Consider the following 15588-nt stretch of genomic DNA (forward strand, 5'->3'; position numbering starts at 1 on the left):
TCCCAGTTTAGAAAGTCTGGCCGAGTTCAGAAAAATCAGGCCGTCGTGGTCTCGTCGACCGCCTTCGCCATGTCGACGAGCACCCAGCCTGGCCGATACGGATTGGGCCGGCGACCCGTTTCGCGATAGCCGTAGGCGAGATAGAGCGCGATGTTCCGTTCCATTTTCGCATTGGTGTAGAGCCGGATCTCCGGCAGGCCCCACAGCCGAGCCTGCTGATCCGCGTGATTGAGCAGCTCTATGCCAAAACCCTTGCCCTGGAAGGCCGGCGACACCGCGACGGAGAAGATCATGGCGTGATCCTCATGCCGCTCCAGTGTGAGCGCCCCGGCCAGTTCGCCGTCGCTCTCCAGCAGCCAGACCTCGCGGCCCTCGATGCGCGGGGCATAGTCCTCGGTAACCGGGATCGGTGGCGCGTCGAGTATGGCGTTGTAGGGCGCGTAGGCCGCTTCGGTCAGCGCGACGATCGCGGCGAGATCTTCGGAGCGGGCAAGCCTCATGATTGCTCCAGTCCAGCGGCAGCGGCGATCACCCTTTCCATGCCGGCGGCAATCGCCGCGACTGCGGCATGGCTGGCATCGCCCAGTCCATGGCGCTCGGCGATCCAGTTCGCATCATTGTAGGAAAGCCAGACCTTGCTGTCCTCATCCTCCCAGGCCAGCGCCTTTACCGGCAAGTCGATGCCGGCAAGCTGCTTGTCCTGCATCAGCGGCGTGCCACCTCTGGGGTTGCCGAAGATCAGCAGTTCGGTTGGCCGCAACGACGCGCCGACATCGCGCGCGCCGGCTGCATGATCGATGCGGGCAAACACAAGCAGGCCCGCGCGCTTGACCGCCTCAGCCAGGCGATCGACGGTTTCGCTTACACCAAAGCGGCTTTCGACCGTGATGAGACCATTTTCAGCCATCACTCGGCCGCTTCGCGTTTGCCTCCGGGGCGGCGCTCCAGCAGTTCCTTGAGGAACTGCCCGGTGTAGCTGCGCTTTTCGCGCACGATGGCTTCCGGTGTGCCCTGGGCAACCAGTTCACCACCACCGTCGCCACCTTCCGGGCCGAGGTCGAGCACCCAGTCGGCGGTCTTGATCACTTCGAGATTGTGCTCGATAACCACCACCGTGTTGCCCTGGTCGACCAGTTCATGCAGCACTTCCAACAGCTTGGCGACGTCGTGGAAATGCAGGCCGGTGGTCGGCTCGTCGAGGATGTAGAGCGTCTTGCCGGTCGCCTTGCGCGACAGTTCCTTCGCCAGCTTGATACGCTGCGCTTCGCCGCCCGAAAGCGTCGTCGCCTGCTGGCCGATATGGATGTAGCCCAGCCCAACCTGCTTCAGCGTGTCGAGCTTGTCGCGCACGCCGGGCACGGCGGCGAAGAAATCGACGCCTTCCTCGACCGTCATGTCGAGCACGTCGGCGATCGACTTGCCCTTGAACAGCACGTCGAGCGTCTCCCTGTTGTAGCGCTTGCCGTGGCAGACGTCGCAGGTAACGTAGACATCGGGCAGGAAGTGCATCTCGATCTTGATGACGCCGTCGCCCTGGCAGGCCTCACAGCGGCCACCCTTGACGTTGAACGAGAAGCGTCCCGGCTGATAGCCGCGCGCCTTGGCTTCGGGCAGACCGGCGAACCAGTCGCGGATCGGCGTGAAGGCGCCGGTGTAGGTGGCCGGGTTCGAACGCGGCGTGCGGCCGATCGGCGACTGGTCGATGTCGATGACCTTGTCGAGGAATTCCAGGCCCTCGATGCGGTCATGCTCGGCCGGATGCTCGCGCGAACCCATGATGCGGCGCGAGGCCGCCTTGAACAGCGTCTCGATCAGGAAGGTCGATTTGCCACCGCCCGACACACCGGTGACGGCGGTGAAGGTGCCGAGCGGGATTTCGGCGGTGACATTCTTCAGATTGTTGCCGCGCGCGCCGACGACCTTCAGCCGACGGCCCTTCTTCGCCTCACGCCGTACACCAGGTGTGGCGACTTCAAGCGCGCCCGACAGATATTTGCCGGTGATCGAATTGGGATTGGCCATCACCTGCTGCGGCGTGCCCTGGGCGATGATCTCGCCGCCATGGATGCCGGCGGCCGGGCCCATGTCGACGACATAGTCGGCATGCAGGATGGCGTCCTCGTCATGCTCGACGACGATCACCGTGTTGCCGATGTCGCGCAAATGCTTCAGCGTATCGAGCAGGCGGGCGTTGTCGCGTTGGTGCAGGCCGATCGACGGCTCGTCCAGCACATAGAGAACGCCGGTGAGGCCAGAGCCGATCTGCGATGCCAGCCGGATGCGCTGGCTTTCGCCGCCCGACAGCGTGCCGGAATTGCGCGACAGCGTCAGATAGTCGAGCCCGACATCGTTGAGGAAGCGCAGCCGCTCGCGGATTTCCTTGAGCACGCGCACCGCGATCTCGTTCTGCTGGGCGTTGAGATGTGGCGGCAGGTCGGTGAACCACTGGTCGGCTTTGCGGATCGAAAGCTCGGTGACTTCGCCGATATGTTTTCCAGCGATTTTCACCGCCAGCGACTCAGGCTTCAGCCGATAGCCCTTGCAGACAGGGCAGGGCGTCGCCGACATGAAGCGCTCGATCTCCTCGCGCATCCAGGCGGATTCGGTCTCTTTCCAGCGCCGCTCGAGATTGGGGATGACGCCTTCGAAAGTCTTGGTCGTCTTGTAGGAGCGCAGCCCGTCATCATACTGGAAGGTGACTTCGCGCTCGCCGGTGCCGCGCAGGATCGCGTCCTGGGCTTCTGTGCTCAAATCCTTGAACTTGTCGCTGAGCTTGAAATTGTAAGCCTTGCCCAATGCTTCGAGGGTCTGCACGTAATAGGGCGAAGTCGACTTCGCCCACGGGCTGACGGCGCCGTCACGCAGCGACACGTTCTCGTCGGGCACGACGAGGTTGGGATCGATGGCGCGCTGGCTGCCGAGCCCGTCGCAGGTCGGGCAAGCGCCGAACGGATTGTTGAACGAGAACAGCCTGGGCTCGATCTCCGGAATGGTGAAGCCGGACACCGGACAAGCAAATTTCTCCGAGAACAGGATGCGCTCATGCGTCTCGTTCTTGGATTTGTTGACCGAATCCTCGCCGGTTTGGCTCGAATCGAGCGGCTTGTCGGCGAATTCGGCCACCGCAAGGCCGTCGGCGAGCTTCAGCGCTGTTTCGATGGAATCTGCAAGCCTTGTCGCCAGATCGCCGCGCACCACGATGCGGTCGACGACGACGTCGAGATCATGTTTGTACTTCTTGTCCAGCGCCGGAACATCGGCGATTTCGTAAAAGACGCCATCGACCTTGACGCGCTGAAAGCCTTTCTTCTGCAGTTCCAGCAATTCCTTGCGGTACTCGCCCTTACGGCCGCGCACGATCGGCGCCAGGATGAACAGGCGCGTGCCTTCCTCGACCGCCAACACGCGGTCGACCATCTGCGAAACCGTCTGGCTCTCGATCGGCAGGCCGGTGGCCGGCGAATAGGGGATGCCGACACGCGCAAACAGCAGGCGCATGTAGTCGTAGATCTCGGTGACGGTGCCGACCGTCGAGCGCGGGTTCTTCGATGTCGTCTTCTGCTCGATGGAGATGGCAGGCGACAGGCCGTCGATCTGGTCGACATCAGGCTTCTGCATCATTTCGAGGAATTGCCGGGCATAGGCCGACAGGCTCTCGACATAGCGGCGCTGGCCTTCGGCGTAGATGGTGTCGAAGGCGAGCGACGATTTGCCGGAGCCCGACAGGCCGGTCATGACAATCAGGCTGTCACGCGGCAGGTCGAGATCGACATTCTTCAGATTGTGTTCGCGCGCCCCGCGAATGGAAAGGTATTTATGGTCGGCCATCGCCGGTCGCCGCCTCAAATCTGGAATTCGTGGGATTGGCGGGTTTTTCCCGGCCATCCCCTATGTAGGTGTTTTTGCCGCCACGTCGAGAGACGCCACAATTCTCGACGAATTCGTTTAACCGTCTTTCGCGCGAGGGGGCAAGCGGAAAGAACAAAGGCCGAACACGCTCCTGACAAATCCTGTGTACCAGCCCGGCTCCGCCATGTGTCCCGCGATCACTTTTTTCCGTAACCGGCTATTGAAGGTTGACGTCTCCGACTCAGGGGAGCAGTCTCCAAAAGTCAAACTAAGCCGGCCGTCTTTTGATGGCCTCGCCGCCCAGGGGGCGGTCTGCGAGACGCCGCAGGCATCTGCGATTTGTGCTTCGGGACGACAATGTCGCAACGGACAGAGGAGCGGAGCCATGACGCCACCTGACAGTCCCCTAGGGTTCCAGGTATCACTGGAGCCGCGGCAGGCATAAGTGCCAGGGCCGAGCGTTTGCGCCGCCCGACAAACCGTGACCTGCCGTATCCCCCAAAAATCAGAGACTGCTAGTCGGATCGTCGGCTGACGCCGCGAAGCATCCGAAATCAAACGCCGGCAGTACACTCCCGGCAAAAATGGATTTGATATCCAGACAAGCCCCGTCCGTTTGCCTAGGCACGGCGGGGCTGATTTTTTGGGGAATGGCTGGCCTGGCGGAGGCAGCTTACCGCCGAGGCTTGAACCCACCCGTGGCAGCGTCGATCGTGATGCTACCGGAAATCCTGAGATCGGTATTGCCGATCTTGAACGTGCCGTTTCCATCGCTTGGAAACGCGTCGTCCGGTTCCGGCACCGGAGCCGGTTTGGCGATGCGATAATCGCCGGTCACACCAGGCAGGGCGCCTTTCTGCGCCGATGATGAGGCGTCCTCGCCGAGTGCCGTGCCAGACGCAAGGCCAGCAATAGCGATTACTGCAGCCGCGATAAGGCTACGGGATGCTCTGAAGGGATGAGTGTCGGTCATTCCAGGATTATAGGGATGAGCCGCCACCGGAACCAGACAGGTATCGTCAAATCTTCGACAGCGGCCAGGAATCCCATGTCGCTTTAGCCTATGCCGCTTTCTTGCGGGTGTCGAAGACGTGGTCCACGATGCCCCATGCCTGGGCTTCGCGGGCCGTCATGAAATGGTCGCGGTCCAGCGTGCGCTCGACCTCTTCATAGCTGCGGCCGCAATGCTGGGCATAGAGCTCCGCCATATGGCGTTTGGTCTTGCCGATGCGCTCCGCATGGCGCTGAATGTCGGAAGCCTGGCCCTGGAAGCCGCCCAGCGGCTGATGCAGCAGGATGGTGGCGTTGGGCAGCGCGATGCGGCGCCCCGCCGTGCCGGCCATCAGCAGGAACGACCCCATCGACGCGGCAAAACCCATGCACACGGTCGACACCGGGCAACTGATATATTGCATCGTGTCGTAGATGGCGAACCCGCTGGTCACCACGCCGCCTGGCGAGTTGATGTAGAGCGAGATCTCCTTGTCGGGATTGTCTGACTCCAGCGACAGAAGCTGCCCGCAGACCAGCGCCGAGACGTCGTCGTTGATCTCGCCATTGATGAACACGATGCGCTCGCGCAGCAGCCGCGAGAAAATGTCGAAGGCGCGCTCGCCGCGGCTCGATTGCTCGATCACCATCGGCACCAGACTGGCAATACCGCTCATTTTTTGTCTCCGATTCCGTGTTCAGGCCGCGCGCAGCAGAAGGTGCGGTGTGTTGGCGGCGATGGGCTTTCCAGTACCGCTCAAACCCAGCGAGAGCCGGCAGCCGGCGCCCGCCATGGCAACAGCAGGCATCGCTTTCCCGGCAAAGCCGTCATGGACGATGCGCAGATGCGTGCCGCCGGAAACGGTGCGGGCGAGTGTGAAGGTAACGGTGCTGTCGAGCGGGTCCTGTCGCGACGCATCGCGTGGCTGCTCGCGCCAGGAATAGCGCAATAGGCGTTCCGGCTCGGCGTCGAGGATTTCACATTCAATCGCGGTGTCCGGCCCGGCAAAGGTAAAATTGCCGCCGGCTTGCGGTTTGATGTCGTTCGGCATCATCCAGGCGGCAAGCAGTTCCGGCACGGTCAGCGCTCGCCATACCTTTTCCGGAGGTTCAGCGAGATCGTATTCGAACTCGAGCGCATCGGCGGCGATTTCGTTTTTGCTGTTCATTGATCCATGTCTTTCAAAACCGTCTTCAGCTTTTCGATGCGCTCCGGCCAGAAGGTCCGGTAGCGGTCGATCCAGGAGAGCAAGGGAGCAAGTCCCTGCGGATCGGCGCGATAATAGGCGTTGCGGCCGGCCCGCCGCTCGACCACCAGGCCGGCGCCACGCAGCACCGCCAGATGCTGCGACACGGCCGGTTGCGATACCGTCAGGCCGCTGCGTAATTCCGACACGCTCATCTCGGCTGCGGCGAGACGCTCGAAGACGGCGCGGCGCGTCGGGTCGGCCAGGGCGCGGAAAATCTCTGCTTCGATCATGACAAAAGCATAAGTCGATACTTATCAATTTGGCAAGTGCTGTTTTGAAACCCATATGATGGCCTCGGTCATTGCTGCCATTCCTTGACAATCAGCGGTGATGCATATAGGAACGAAAAGGGAACAAAAACCTTGTGGGAAAAGCCAGCCTTAGCAGGCGGCGGACGTCTGCAACCTGTAAGGTGCTGCGACAAAATTTAGTTTTCGGATGAGCGCGGAGAAATATCATGGCGGGTAGCGTCAACAAGGTCATTCTGGTCGGCAATCTCGGCGCCGACCCTGAAATCCGGCGCCTGAACTCGGGCGAGCCGGTCGTCAACATCCGCATCGCCACGTCGGAAAGCTGGCGCGACAAGAATTCCGGCGAGCGCAAGGAAAAGACCGAGTGGCACAATGTCGTCATTTTCAATGAGGGCATCGCCAAGGTGGCCGAGCAGTATTTGAAGAAGGGCATGAAGGTCTATGTCGAGGGCCAGTTGCAGACGCGCAAATGGCAGGACCAGACCGGTGCCGACAAGTACACGACAGAAGTCGTGCTGCAGAAATTCCGTGGCGAGCTGCAGATGCTCGACGCGCGCGGTCAGGGCGAGGGCGGTCAGGTCGGCGGCTATGCCGGTGGCGGCAGCAGCCGTGGTTCCGATTTCGGCCAGTCCAGCCCAAGCGAGAGCTTCAACCGTGGCGGCAGCGCTCCCAGGGGCGGTGGCGGTGGCGGTTCGTCGCGCGAGCTGGACGACGAGATTCCGTTCTGATCGAAGCAATACCAACGGCTGACATCGAGTGATCAATATGCCCCGAGGGTCCTGCATGGACTTTCGGGGTTTTGCGTTGTTGATTTGGGATCAAGAATGTTGATCTGGGATCAAAGGACTGAAAGGGCAGAGCGATGAAGGCACGGGTGAAATGGGTCGAAGAGCGCACCTTCGTCGGCGAGTCCGGCAGCGGCCACAAGATCGTGCTGGGCACAGCCTCCAGCCCTGACGGCAAGACGCCGGGGCCAAGCCCGATGGAACTGATGTTGATCGGCACCGGCAGCTGTTCGGCCTATGATGTCGTCCATATCCTCGAGAAGGGCCGCGAGGCGGTCGAGGACTGCGTCGTCGAACTCGATGCCGACCGGGCCGAGACCGATCCAAGGGTGTTCACACGCATCCACATGCATTTCATCGTCAGGGGCCGGGCGCTGTCGTCGGACAAGGTCAAGCGGGCGATCGATCTGTCGATCGAAAAATACTGCTCGGCCTCCGCCATGATGGCCAAGACGGCCACGATCACGCATGATTTTGAAGTGATTGATACGGCAGCGAAGTGAGGGCAGTAGGGCAGGGACTACCGCTCAACCCGCCATCAGCGCCTTGATGCCATCCGCCACGAACTGCACGGCGAGCGCCGCCAGAATGACCCCCAACAGGCGGGTCAGGATCGAGCGGCCGGTCTGGCCGAGGATGCGGTCGATGCGCTCCGACAGCACGAACACCAGATAGGTGATGGCGAGGCAGACGAAGATGATGCCGACCAGTGCGGCTTGCGCGGCAAAACCCTGAAACGAGCCGGAGAGCAGCACCGTCGCCGAAATGGCGCCGGGACCGGCGATCAGCGGGATCGCCAGCGGGAAGGCGGCGATGTTGTGGATCATGTCCTTGGTGATGGCGACGTCGCCGATCTTCTCCTTGCGATCCTGCCGGCGCTCGAACACCATTTCGAAGGCGATGAAGAAGAGCAAAAAGCCGCCGGCGACACGGAAGGCCGGCAGTGTGATGCCGAACACCGACAGGATCGATGCGCCGGCGACTGCAAACAGCGCCATCACTAGGAAACCGATGATCGAGGCGCGAACAGAGACTTGCCGGCGCTCCTCGCGGTTCATGCCGCGTGTCACGGCGAGAAACAGCGGCGCCAGCCCGGGCGGATCAATGGTCACGAGAATGGTGACGAAGGCATTGAACAGGCTGTCGAAACTCGGCATCGCTGACCCTCCCGCCGGGCCGAGCCCGCACCACGGTATTGGTAGAGCAAAGCGGGAGCACTGAAAACAGGCTCTGGCCGTGAAATGCCAGGCTCAGCCTTTATGCTGGTGGGACAGCGCGAAGGATCGTTACCTACTATTTCGATAGACTTTTCAAAAGCTTATCGATCTTCATTCGCTCGCCGCGCCAGGAACTCGACCTCGAGCCGCCATGTCTGGCCATTGTCGTGCGAGCGCTCGCCGAGCCAGCGGAAGCTGTCTTTCGTGATCCGCGAAAAGCTCCAGCGTACCGAAGAGCCGGTGCCGTCGGAGCCGACCTGCACGATCGTGTCGCCCTCGGCGCGGCCGAGCTGGCGGCTGAAATACCGGTTGCGCGGATCGCTCCAGAAAATGTGCCACGCGTCCGCGCCGGGATCGTAGACCCGCAGCGTCGTGCCATAGAAAGTCCATGGTCCCAGAGACGGCGAGGGGCCGGCGTCGCGAGCGGGCAGGATCCAGACGTCCTGGATGGCGCGGCCTTCAAGCACCCAGCCGAAATGCACCTCGCCACGCCCGGTCAGCACGGTGCCATCCCCGAGGTGGCGTGAGGCGTCGAAGGTCCAGGCGCCGACGAAACGACCGTAAAGGTTCAGTTTTTCACCGAGCCCGCTGATCGGTCCGGGACTGTGCAGGGCTTCGGCAAAGGGGTCGAACATGGCTGCGGTCTCTTCGTGTCAGGAGACCGCGAGAAGTAGGCGCTGACGGGGTTCAGGGCTTGGGAAAAATTGCTATATTTCGGCGATGACAGCGACGACGCGCACGCTCGCATCCGGAACCGGCTGGCACGTGGCGGATGTGATCTGCACGGCCGGCGTCGGCGACCGGCCATTCGAGGAAGCCCATCGGGATTTCTGCGTTGCCGCGGTGACTAGCGGTACGTTCCGTTATCGCGCGCAGCAAGGTACGGCGATGCTGGCGCCGGGGGCGCTGCTGCTTGGCAATTCCGGCACCTGCTATGAATGCGGGCACGAGCATGGCAGCGGCGACCGCTGCCTCTCGTTCCATTTCGAGCCGGCTTACATGGAGCGGATCGTCGCTGGCGTGCCGGGCGCCAGGACGCTTACTTTCGGGGCGCCGCGCCTGCCGCCCTTGCCGACCCTGGCGCCGTTGCTGGCCGAGGCGGAGGCCGCTCGCGAAATGGCCGACAAGGATGCCTTCGAGGAACTTTCCCTGCGCGTTGCCGCTGCCGCCGTGGCCACGATTTGCGGCGCTTTGCCCATCAGGCGCGCGCCGAGCCGCCTCGATCAGAAACGGGTGGCGGAAGCAGTGCGGCGGATCGAGCTGGATGCCGACGGGCCGATTTCGCTGTCGGCACTGGCGGATGAGACGGCGACCAGCCCCTATCATTTCCTGCGCATCTTCCGGCAGGTCGCCGGTATGACGCCCTACCAGTTCCTGCTCAAGACGCGATTACACAGGGCAGCGGTGCGGCTGCGCCTGTCGGACGAGGCCATCTCGGCAATCGCGTTCGAGGCGGGCTTCAACGATCTGTCGACCTTCAACCGCCGTTTCCGAAGCATCATGGGCGAGACGCCAGGCGCTTATCGCGTCCGCCGCGCAGGGCGGCCTAAGATGCGCCGAAATTCAGGATCGGCTGAAGCTCAGTCCGACGTTGGCCCACACCAGCCCGGCAGATAGTCCGCGTCCTTGCCCTTAGCGAGTGTCAGCGCCACTTTCATCGCCTTGTCGAAGCTCTTGGCCACGACATCCCTGGCGATGCGACGGCGCAAAAAATCCGCCCAGATGAATTCGCTGAACGGCGTCGTGTCCTTGGCAAAACCGCCCATTCTGCGCAATTCGCCCGCCATGCTCCGGTAGGGATCGTCGATCAGCTCGCCGATTGTCTTCGGAATTGCCGCGTAATCGCGGCGCTTGCCGTTCTCGTCGAACGGGTGCATCCAGCCTCTGTTGTCGAGCGCGAAAAGAAACGCGTCCTTGTCGAGCGCGGACAGGTCACTGATCACGGTCACAAGCACGTCCTTGACGCCTTCCTCGAGCAGGGCGCGAGCGAGGTGATGGTGATCGGTGACGTAGTTGCGGTTTTTGGGACCCAATACGACCGGCACCATGTGTCTGCCGAGAAAAGCGCCGGTCTTCTTCTTGGCGTCCTGCGCCCGGATCATCTGGCGCTTCAGCGCAACTTCCCGCATGCCGACCGTTATCTGCGTCGGCCTCAGTTCGGCGACGGGAACCGGCGTTACACTGGGTTCTCGGGGGTCAATCATGGCGCTCCATCCTGCTCTTGCTGCTGCTGTGTCCCCGGACCAAGTGATTTGATCGCTGCATCGACACTGTGAAAAATCCGCTGCGGGCCGACGAGCTCGGCAATGCCGAACCGCGCCAAAGCCGCCTGGGCGCGCAGCGATTCCAGCCGGGCGATAGCGAAAATCGCGCCTGTCTTGCGGCAATGGGTGATGGTGTCTTTCAGGGCCTGCGCGGCGGTGTAATCGATTTCAACGATATTGCTGGCCTCCAGCACCACCAGTTTCACGGTCTCGTTCCGGGCGTCGACAAGATCGCAAAGGCCGCGCTTGAAGCGGTCGGCATTGACGAAGGACAGGGGCGCCTGGAAGGCTGCCACCAGCACGCCAGAGAGTTGTTCACCAGCACTTGGCTTGCCCGGTGGCCACCACACTGAAGTTCCCGGCACCTGTTCGAGTTCGATCGGCAGCGTCCGGGTCGCGCTCCAGATCCCGTGCAGCAGCGACAGGCCGATGCCGACCGCCACGCCGGTCTCGATCGGCAACACGACAATCGCCGCCATGGTGATCAGGATCAACACGAATTCGACAGGCGCCTGCCGGTAGACATTGGCGAACACCTTCCAGCGCAATATGTGCTGGGCAACGAACATCAAGACACCCGCAAGGGCGGCCTGCGGCACATCGGCGAGCAGACCGCCGCCAAAGGCGCCGAGCGCCAGCACGATGGCTGCGGCAATGAGACCTGACAGTTGCGAGCGGCCGCCCGACTGGGAGACGATGGCCGTGCGCGGCGGGCTGGCATTGACGGCAAAGGCGCCGAACAGGCCGGACGCGATGCTGCCGGCGCCGACACCGACGAAATCGCGATTGACGTCGGGGTCGCCCTGTTGCGGCACGAAGGAACGCGAGGTGGCCGCCGTCTGCACCATGACAACGATTGAAATCAGCAGCGCCAGCGGAACCAGTGCCTGCACATCGTCGAAGCTGACAAGCGGCAGGCCCGGCTGCGGCAGGCCGTTGGGCAAGGCGCCAAGCACCTCGACGCCGCGATCCTTGAGGCCGAAGACGGCGACCGCCGTCGTGGCGAGTACCATGCCGATCAAGGCGCCGGGGATGCGGGCGCTGATACGTTCGGCGCCGAACACGATTGCGAAAACGCCAAGGCCGAGCCCGAGGCTCCAGGGATTGGTGAGATGGAGATTGCCGGCAATCTCGCCGATACGTCTCAAGGTTTCTCCACTCTCGGACGGCAGGCCGAGAAGTCCGGGCATTTGCGAAACGATGATGTGGACGGCGATGCCAGCTAGGAAACCTGTCGTGACCGGCACCGACAACAGGTCGGCGATCCAACCAAGGCGAAAGACGCCGCTGAGCGTCACGACCAGCCCGACCATCAGCGCCAACATGGCCGCCAGCGCCAGGTAATGCGGCGAACCCGCGGTGGCAAGCAGCGCCAGGCTGCCGGCAAACAGCGGCGTGATGGTCGAATCCGCGCCGGCAGAGAGGTGACGATTGGCGCCGAACAGGGCAAACGCCACCGAACCGGCAACAAATGCGAAGAAACCGATTTCGGGAGCAAAGCCACCGAGCCGGGCCGTTGCCATCTGCTCGGGAATGGCGATCGCGGCCAGCGTCAGACCCGCGATCAGATCACCATTGAGATCCGCGGGCTGCCAGCCGCTCAGGGCCCGCAAAGGCAGCCACTGGCTCCAATTCATGGTGCTTACGGCTTTTGTTCGGGGAAGTTGGTCCATTGCCGGCTTTTGCCTTGGTGGCGGCGAAAAGCAAGAATGGCCATATCGTCGCAATCAGCGGTATCCATTTGAAATTACCATCAAAAATGACACTGGAAAAGTGCCGGGAATATTGGAGTTTCGGCCGTGCATCCTATATAAGCGGTCAGTGATTCCTGATTAGATTGTGATCCAATTTGACCGACCAAAAAACACCGCGCGGCGCCGACGGCGGCCCTACCGGCATCGAGCCCATCTCCATCATCGAGGAGATGCAGAACTCCTATCTCTCTTACGCCATGAGCGTGATCGTGAGCCGTGCGCTGCCCGATGTGCGCGACGGCCTGAAGCCCGTGCATCGCCGCATTCTCTACGCGGCGCATGAGAGCGGCTACCACTGGAACCGCAAATATGTGAAGTCGGCGCGCCCTGTTGCCGACGTGATGGGTAAATACCATCCGCATGGCGATGCCTCGATCTACGACGCCTTGGTGCGTATGGCGCAGGACTGGTCGCTGCGCGTACCGCTGATCGACGGGCAGGGCAATTTCGGCTCGATCGACGGCGATCCGCCGGCGGCAATGCGCTACACCGAATCGCGGCTGACCAAGGTCGCGCATGAGCTTCTGGAGGATATCGACAAGGATACCGTCGATTTCCAGGACACTTATGATGCCTCGGATACCGAACCCAAGGTTCTGCCGGCACGCTTTCCCAATCTGCTGGTCAACGGCTCCGGCGGCATCGCCGTCGGCATGGCCACCAACATCCCGCCGCACAATCTGGGCGAAGTCTGCAACGGCGCCATCGCTGTCATCGACAATCCGGCGATCGACCTGCCGGCGCTGATGGAGATCATTCCGGGGCCTGATTTCCCGACCGGCGGCATCGTGCTTGGCCGTTCCGGTATTTACAGTGCCTATTCGACCGGCCGCGGCTCCATCGTCATGCGCGGCAAGGTCAACATCGAGGCGCGCGGCAATGACCGCGAGTCGATCATCATCACCGAAGTTCCCTATCAGGTGAACAAGTCGTCGATGATCGAGAAGATGGCCGAACTGGTGCGCGACAAGCGCATCGAGGGCATTTCCGACATTCGCGACGAGAGCGACCGCCAGGGCTATCGCGTCGTCATCGAGCTGAAGCGCGATGCGGTTGCCGACGTCATCCTCAACCAGCTTTACCGTTTCACGCCGCTGCAGACCTCCTTCGGCGCCAATATGGTGGCGCTGAACGGCGGCAAACCTGAAGTGATGAACCTGACCGACATCCTGAAGGCTTTTGTGTCCTTCCGCGAGGAGGTCATCACAAGGCGGACGAAATTCCTGCTGCGCAAGGCGCGCGACCGCGCCCATGTGCTGGTGGGCCTCGCCATCGCCGTCGCCAATATCGACGAGGTCATCAAGCTGATCCGCACCGCGCCCGATCCGCAGACGGCGCGCGAGCAGTTGATGGAGCGGCGCTGGCCGTCCGGCGATGTCGAATCGCTGATCCTTCTGATCGACGATCCGCGCCACCGCATCAATGAGGACGGCACCTACAATCTGTCCGAGGAACAGGCGCGCGCCATCCTCGAACTGCGCCTGCAGCGCCTGACCGCGCTCGGCCGCGACGAAATCGCCGACGAGCTGAACACGATCGGCGACGAGATCAAGGATTACCTCGACATCCTGTCGTCGCGCGCGCGCGTCCAGCAGATCGTCAAGGACGAACTCGCCGCCGTGCGCGACGAGTTCGGCACGCCACGCCGCACCGAGCTCACCGACGGCGGCGCGGACATGGAAGACGAGGACCTGATCCAGCGTGAGGACATGGTCGTGACGGTTAGCCATTCGGGCTATATCAAGCGCGTGCCACTGTCGCTTTACCGGGCGCAACGCCGTGGCGGCAAGGGCCGCTCCGGCATGTCGACCAAGGAAGAGGATTTCGTCACCAGGCTGTTCGTGGCCAATACCCACACGCCGGTGCTGTTCTTCTCCTCGCGCGGCATCGTCTACAAGGAAAAGGTCTGGCGGCTGCCGATCGGCAATCCGCAGTCACGCGGCAAGGCGCTGATCAACATGCTGCCGCTGGAGCAGGGCGAGCGCATCACCACCATCATGCCGCTGCCCGAGGACGAGACCAGCTGGGGCGAACTCGACGTGATGTTCGCCACCACGCGCGGCACCGTACGCCGCAACAAGCTGTCCGATTTCGTTCAAGTCAACCGCAACGGCAAGATCGCCATGAAGCTGGAGGAGGAGGGCGACGAGATTCTCGGCGTCGAAACCTGCACCGATAATGACGATGTGCTTTTGACCGCCAGCTCCGGCCAGTGCATCCGCTTCTCGGTCGGCGACGTGCGCGTCTTCCAGAGCCGCAATTCTGTCGGCGTGCGTGGTATCACCATGGCCGAGACCGACCGCATCATCTCGATGTCGGTGATCGAGCATGTCGATGCGCCGCCGGCCGAACGTGCCGCCTATCTCAAGCGGGCTGCGACCGAACGGCGGACTGCCGCCGGTATCGCGGCCGGCGAAGAGGAAGAGATCGCGCTGACCAATGAAGAGGTCGGCGAGGAGACAGAGCTTTCCGACGAGCGCTATGAGTTCCTCAAGGCACATGAGCAGTATGTGCTGACGGTGACCGAATATGGCTACGGCAAGCGCTCTTCGTCTTACGATTTCCGCCTGACCGGCCGCGGCGGCAAGGGTATTCGCGCCACCGACGTGTCGAAAGTGGCGGAGATCGGCCGGCTGGTGGCGACTTTCCCGGTCGGCAATGATGACCAGATCATGCTGGTGTCGGACGGTGGCACGGTCATTCGGGTGCCGGTCAACGGCATCCGTTTTGCCAGCCGCGCCACGAAGGGCGTGACCATCTTCAACACGGCTGAAGGTGAGAAGGTTGTGTCGGTCGAGCGGATCTCGGAGCCGCAGGCGGACGAGGAAAGCGACGAGGCCGTCGAGGGTGGCGTTGAGCCTGGTCTGGAGACCGATACTGGTCCGGACAGCGCTGAGTAAATTCTGGGGAACGGCGTTCTACACAGCAACGCCGGCCCATTGGCCGGCGCGGCAGCAAGTTCAGACTGGTTTAGTAGTGACTATACGGTTTGCGCGGGCCGAAGCCTTCGAAGCGCTTGGTGGTTGCCTTGACGCGGACGCGTTGTGCCTCCTGATGCAGCCCAAATACGGTGGCGATCAGCATGGCGACGGTCATTGCGGTGGCGAGCATGTAGATCAGCATTTGCGTGTTCTCCTGCGCCTTACAACGGATAAATGGGATTTTGGTTTCATCTTATTAAGGTGCAATCTAGTGAACGCTGCGTGAAGGCTTCGTGATCAGCGTGTT

16 protein-coding genes are annotated in these 15588 nt (G+C 62.2%); 4 read left to right on the forward strand and 12 right to left on the reverse strand.

Annotation, left to right across the window (positions count from 1 at the left end; all coding sequences use genetic code 11):
* Positions 1-35: 35 nt before the first annotated feature.
* From EB235_RS21060 to EB235_RS21090, 7 genes are all read right to left on the reverse strand, one after another.
* The gene (locus EB235_RS21060; RefSeq protein WP_027029113.1) at positions 36-500 is read right to left on the reverse strand and encodes a GNAT family N-acetyltransferase; all 465 of its coding nucleotides are present in this window, start codon (positions 498-500) and stop codon (positions 36-38) included.
* A complete protein-coding gene (locus tag EB235_RS21065) occupies positions 497-907 on the reverse strand; it encodes a DUF302 domain-containing protein (protein ID WP_032925368.1) in 411 nt (136 codons plus the stop codon). Before EB235_RS21065 ends, EB235_RS21060 begins: the two co-directional genes overlap by 4 nt.
* The gene (gene uvrA, locus EB235_RS21070) at positions 907-3828 is read right to left on the reverse strand and encodes an excinuclease ABC subunit UvrA (protein WP_027029112.1); all 2922 of its coding nucleotides are present in this window, start codon (positions 3826-3828) and stop codon (positions 907-909) included. Before uvrA ends, EB235_RS21065 begins: the two co-directional genes overlap by 1 nt.
* Before the next feature lie 694 nt (positions 3829-4522).
* Positions 4523-4822: a hypothetical protein gene (locus EB235_RS21075; RefSeq protein ID WP_032925367.1), complete on the reverse strand. Its 300-nt coding sequence runs from the start codon at positions 4820-4822 to the stop codon at positions 4523-4525.
* Positions 4823-4910: 88 nt separating this feature from the next.
* Entirely contained in the window at positions 4911-5516 is a 606-nt protein-coding gene (locus EB235_RS21080) for an ATP-dependent Clp protease proteolytic subunit (RefSeq protein WP_027029111.1), read from the reverse strand.
* Positions 5517-5537: 21 nt separating this feature from the next.
* On the reverse strand, positions 5538-6008 hold the full coding sequence (locus EB235_RS21085) for an SRPBCC family protein (RefSeq protein ID WP_027029110.1): 471 nt from the start codon (positions 6006-6008) through the stop codon (positions 5538-5540).
* Positions 6005-6319: an ArsR/SmtB family transcription factor gene (locus EB235_RS21090; RefSeq protein WP_027029109.1), complete on the reverse strand. Its 315-nt coding sequence runs from the start codon at positions 6317-6319 to the stop codon at positions 6005-6007. The genes EB235_RS21085 and EB235_RS21090 overlap by 4 nt, the downstream gene beginning before the upstream one ends.
* Before the next feature lie 227 nt (positions 6320-6546).
* Between EB235_RS21090 and EB235_RS21095 the strand changes: the two genes are divergently transcribed.
* Together EB235_RS21095 and EB235_RS21100 are read left to right on the forward strand one after the other, a co-directional pair.
* Positions 6547-7068 (forward strand): single-stranded DNA-binding protein, encoded by a 522-nt coding sequence (locus tag EB235_RS21095; RefSeq protein ID WP_027029108.1) that lies wholly within the window; start codon positions 6547-6549, stop codon positions 7066-7068.
* 134 nt (positions 7069-7202) lie between these two features.
* Complete coding sequence (locus EB235_RS21100; RefSeq protein WP_027029107.1) at positions 7203-7628, forward strand: OsmC family protein; 426 nt, start codon at positions 7203-7205, stop codon at positions 7626-7628.
* A gap of 24 nt (positions 7629-7652) precedes the next feature.
* Here EB235_RS21100 and EB235_RS21105 read toward each other — a convergent pair whose 3' ends face one another.
* Together EB235_RS21105 and EB235_RS21110 are read right to left on the reverse strand one after the other, a co-directional pair.
* The gene (locus tag EB235_RS21105) at positions 7653-8282 is read right to left on the reverse strand and encodes a MarC family protein (protein WP_027029106.1); all 630 of its coding nucleotides are present in this window, start codon (positions 8280-8282) and stop codon (positions 7653-7655) included.
* A gap of 161 nt (positions 8283-8443) precedes the next feature.
* Positions 8444-8977: a hypothetical protein gene (locus EB235_RS21110; RefSeq protein ID WP_027029105.1), complete on the reverse strand. Its 534-nt coding sequence runs from the start codon at positions 8975-8977 to the stop codon at positions 8444-8446.
* A gap of 85 nt (positions 8978-9062) precedes the next feature.
* Between EB235_RS21110 and EB235_RS21115 the strand changes: the two genes are divergently transcribed.
* Positions 9063-9959, forward strand: a complete 897-nt coding sequence (locus EB235_RS21115; RefSeq protein ID WP_051429576.1) for a helix-turn-helix transcriptional regulator — start codon at positions 9063-9065, stop codon at positions 9957-9959.
* Here the strand turns inward: EB235_RS21115 and EB235_RS21120 are convergent.
* Together EB235_RS21120 and EB235_RS21125 are read right to left on the reverse strand one after the other, a co-directional pair.
* Positions 9923-10546: a ParB-like protein gene (locus tag EB235_RS21120; protein ID WP_027029104.1), complete on the reverse strand. Its 624-nt coding sequence runs from the start codon at positions 10544-10546 to the stop codon at positions 9923-9925. The two genes, EB235_RS21115 and EB235_RS21120, sit on opposite strands and share 37 nt — an antisense overlap.
* Positions 10543-12243, reverse strand: coding sequence for a SulP family inorganic anion transporter (locus EB235_RS21125; RefSeq protein ID WP_032925366.1), 1701 nt, complete (start codon positions 12241-12243; stop codon positions 10543-10545). Before EB235_RS21125 ends, EB235_RS21120 begins: the two co-directional genes overlap by 4 nt.
* Before the next feature lie 212 nt (positions 12244-12455).
* Between EB235_RS21125 and gyrA the strand changes: the two genes are divergently transcribed.
* Positions 12456-15260 carry a DNA gyrase subunit A gene (gyrA, locus tag EB235_RS21130; RefSeq protein ID WP_027029102.1) on the forward strand — a complete coding sequence of 935 codons (2805 nt, stop codon included), beginning with the start codon at positions 12456-12458 and terminating at the stop codon, positions 15258-15260.
* A gap of 70 nt (positions 15261-15330) precedes the next feature.
* On the opposite strand, the gene EB235_RS21135 is transcribed toward gyrA, so the two are convergent.
* Positions 15331-15483: a hypothetical protein gene (locus EB235_RS21135; protein ID WP_080680719.1), complete on the reverse strand. Its 153-nt coding sequence runs from the start codon at positions 15481-15483 to the stop codon at positions 15331-15333.
* Positions 15484-15588 lie beyond the last annotated feature (105 nt).

Origin of the sequence: Mesorhizobium loti R88b, assembly GCF_013170845.1 — a bacterium.
GTDB classification, from domain to species: domain Bacteria; phylum Pseudomonadota; class Alphaproteobacteria; order Rhizobiales; family Rhizobiaceae; genus Mesorhizobium; species Mesorhizobium loti_B.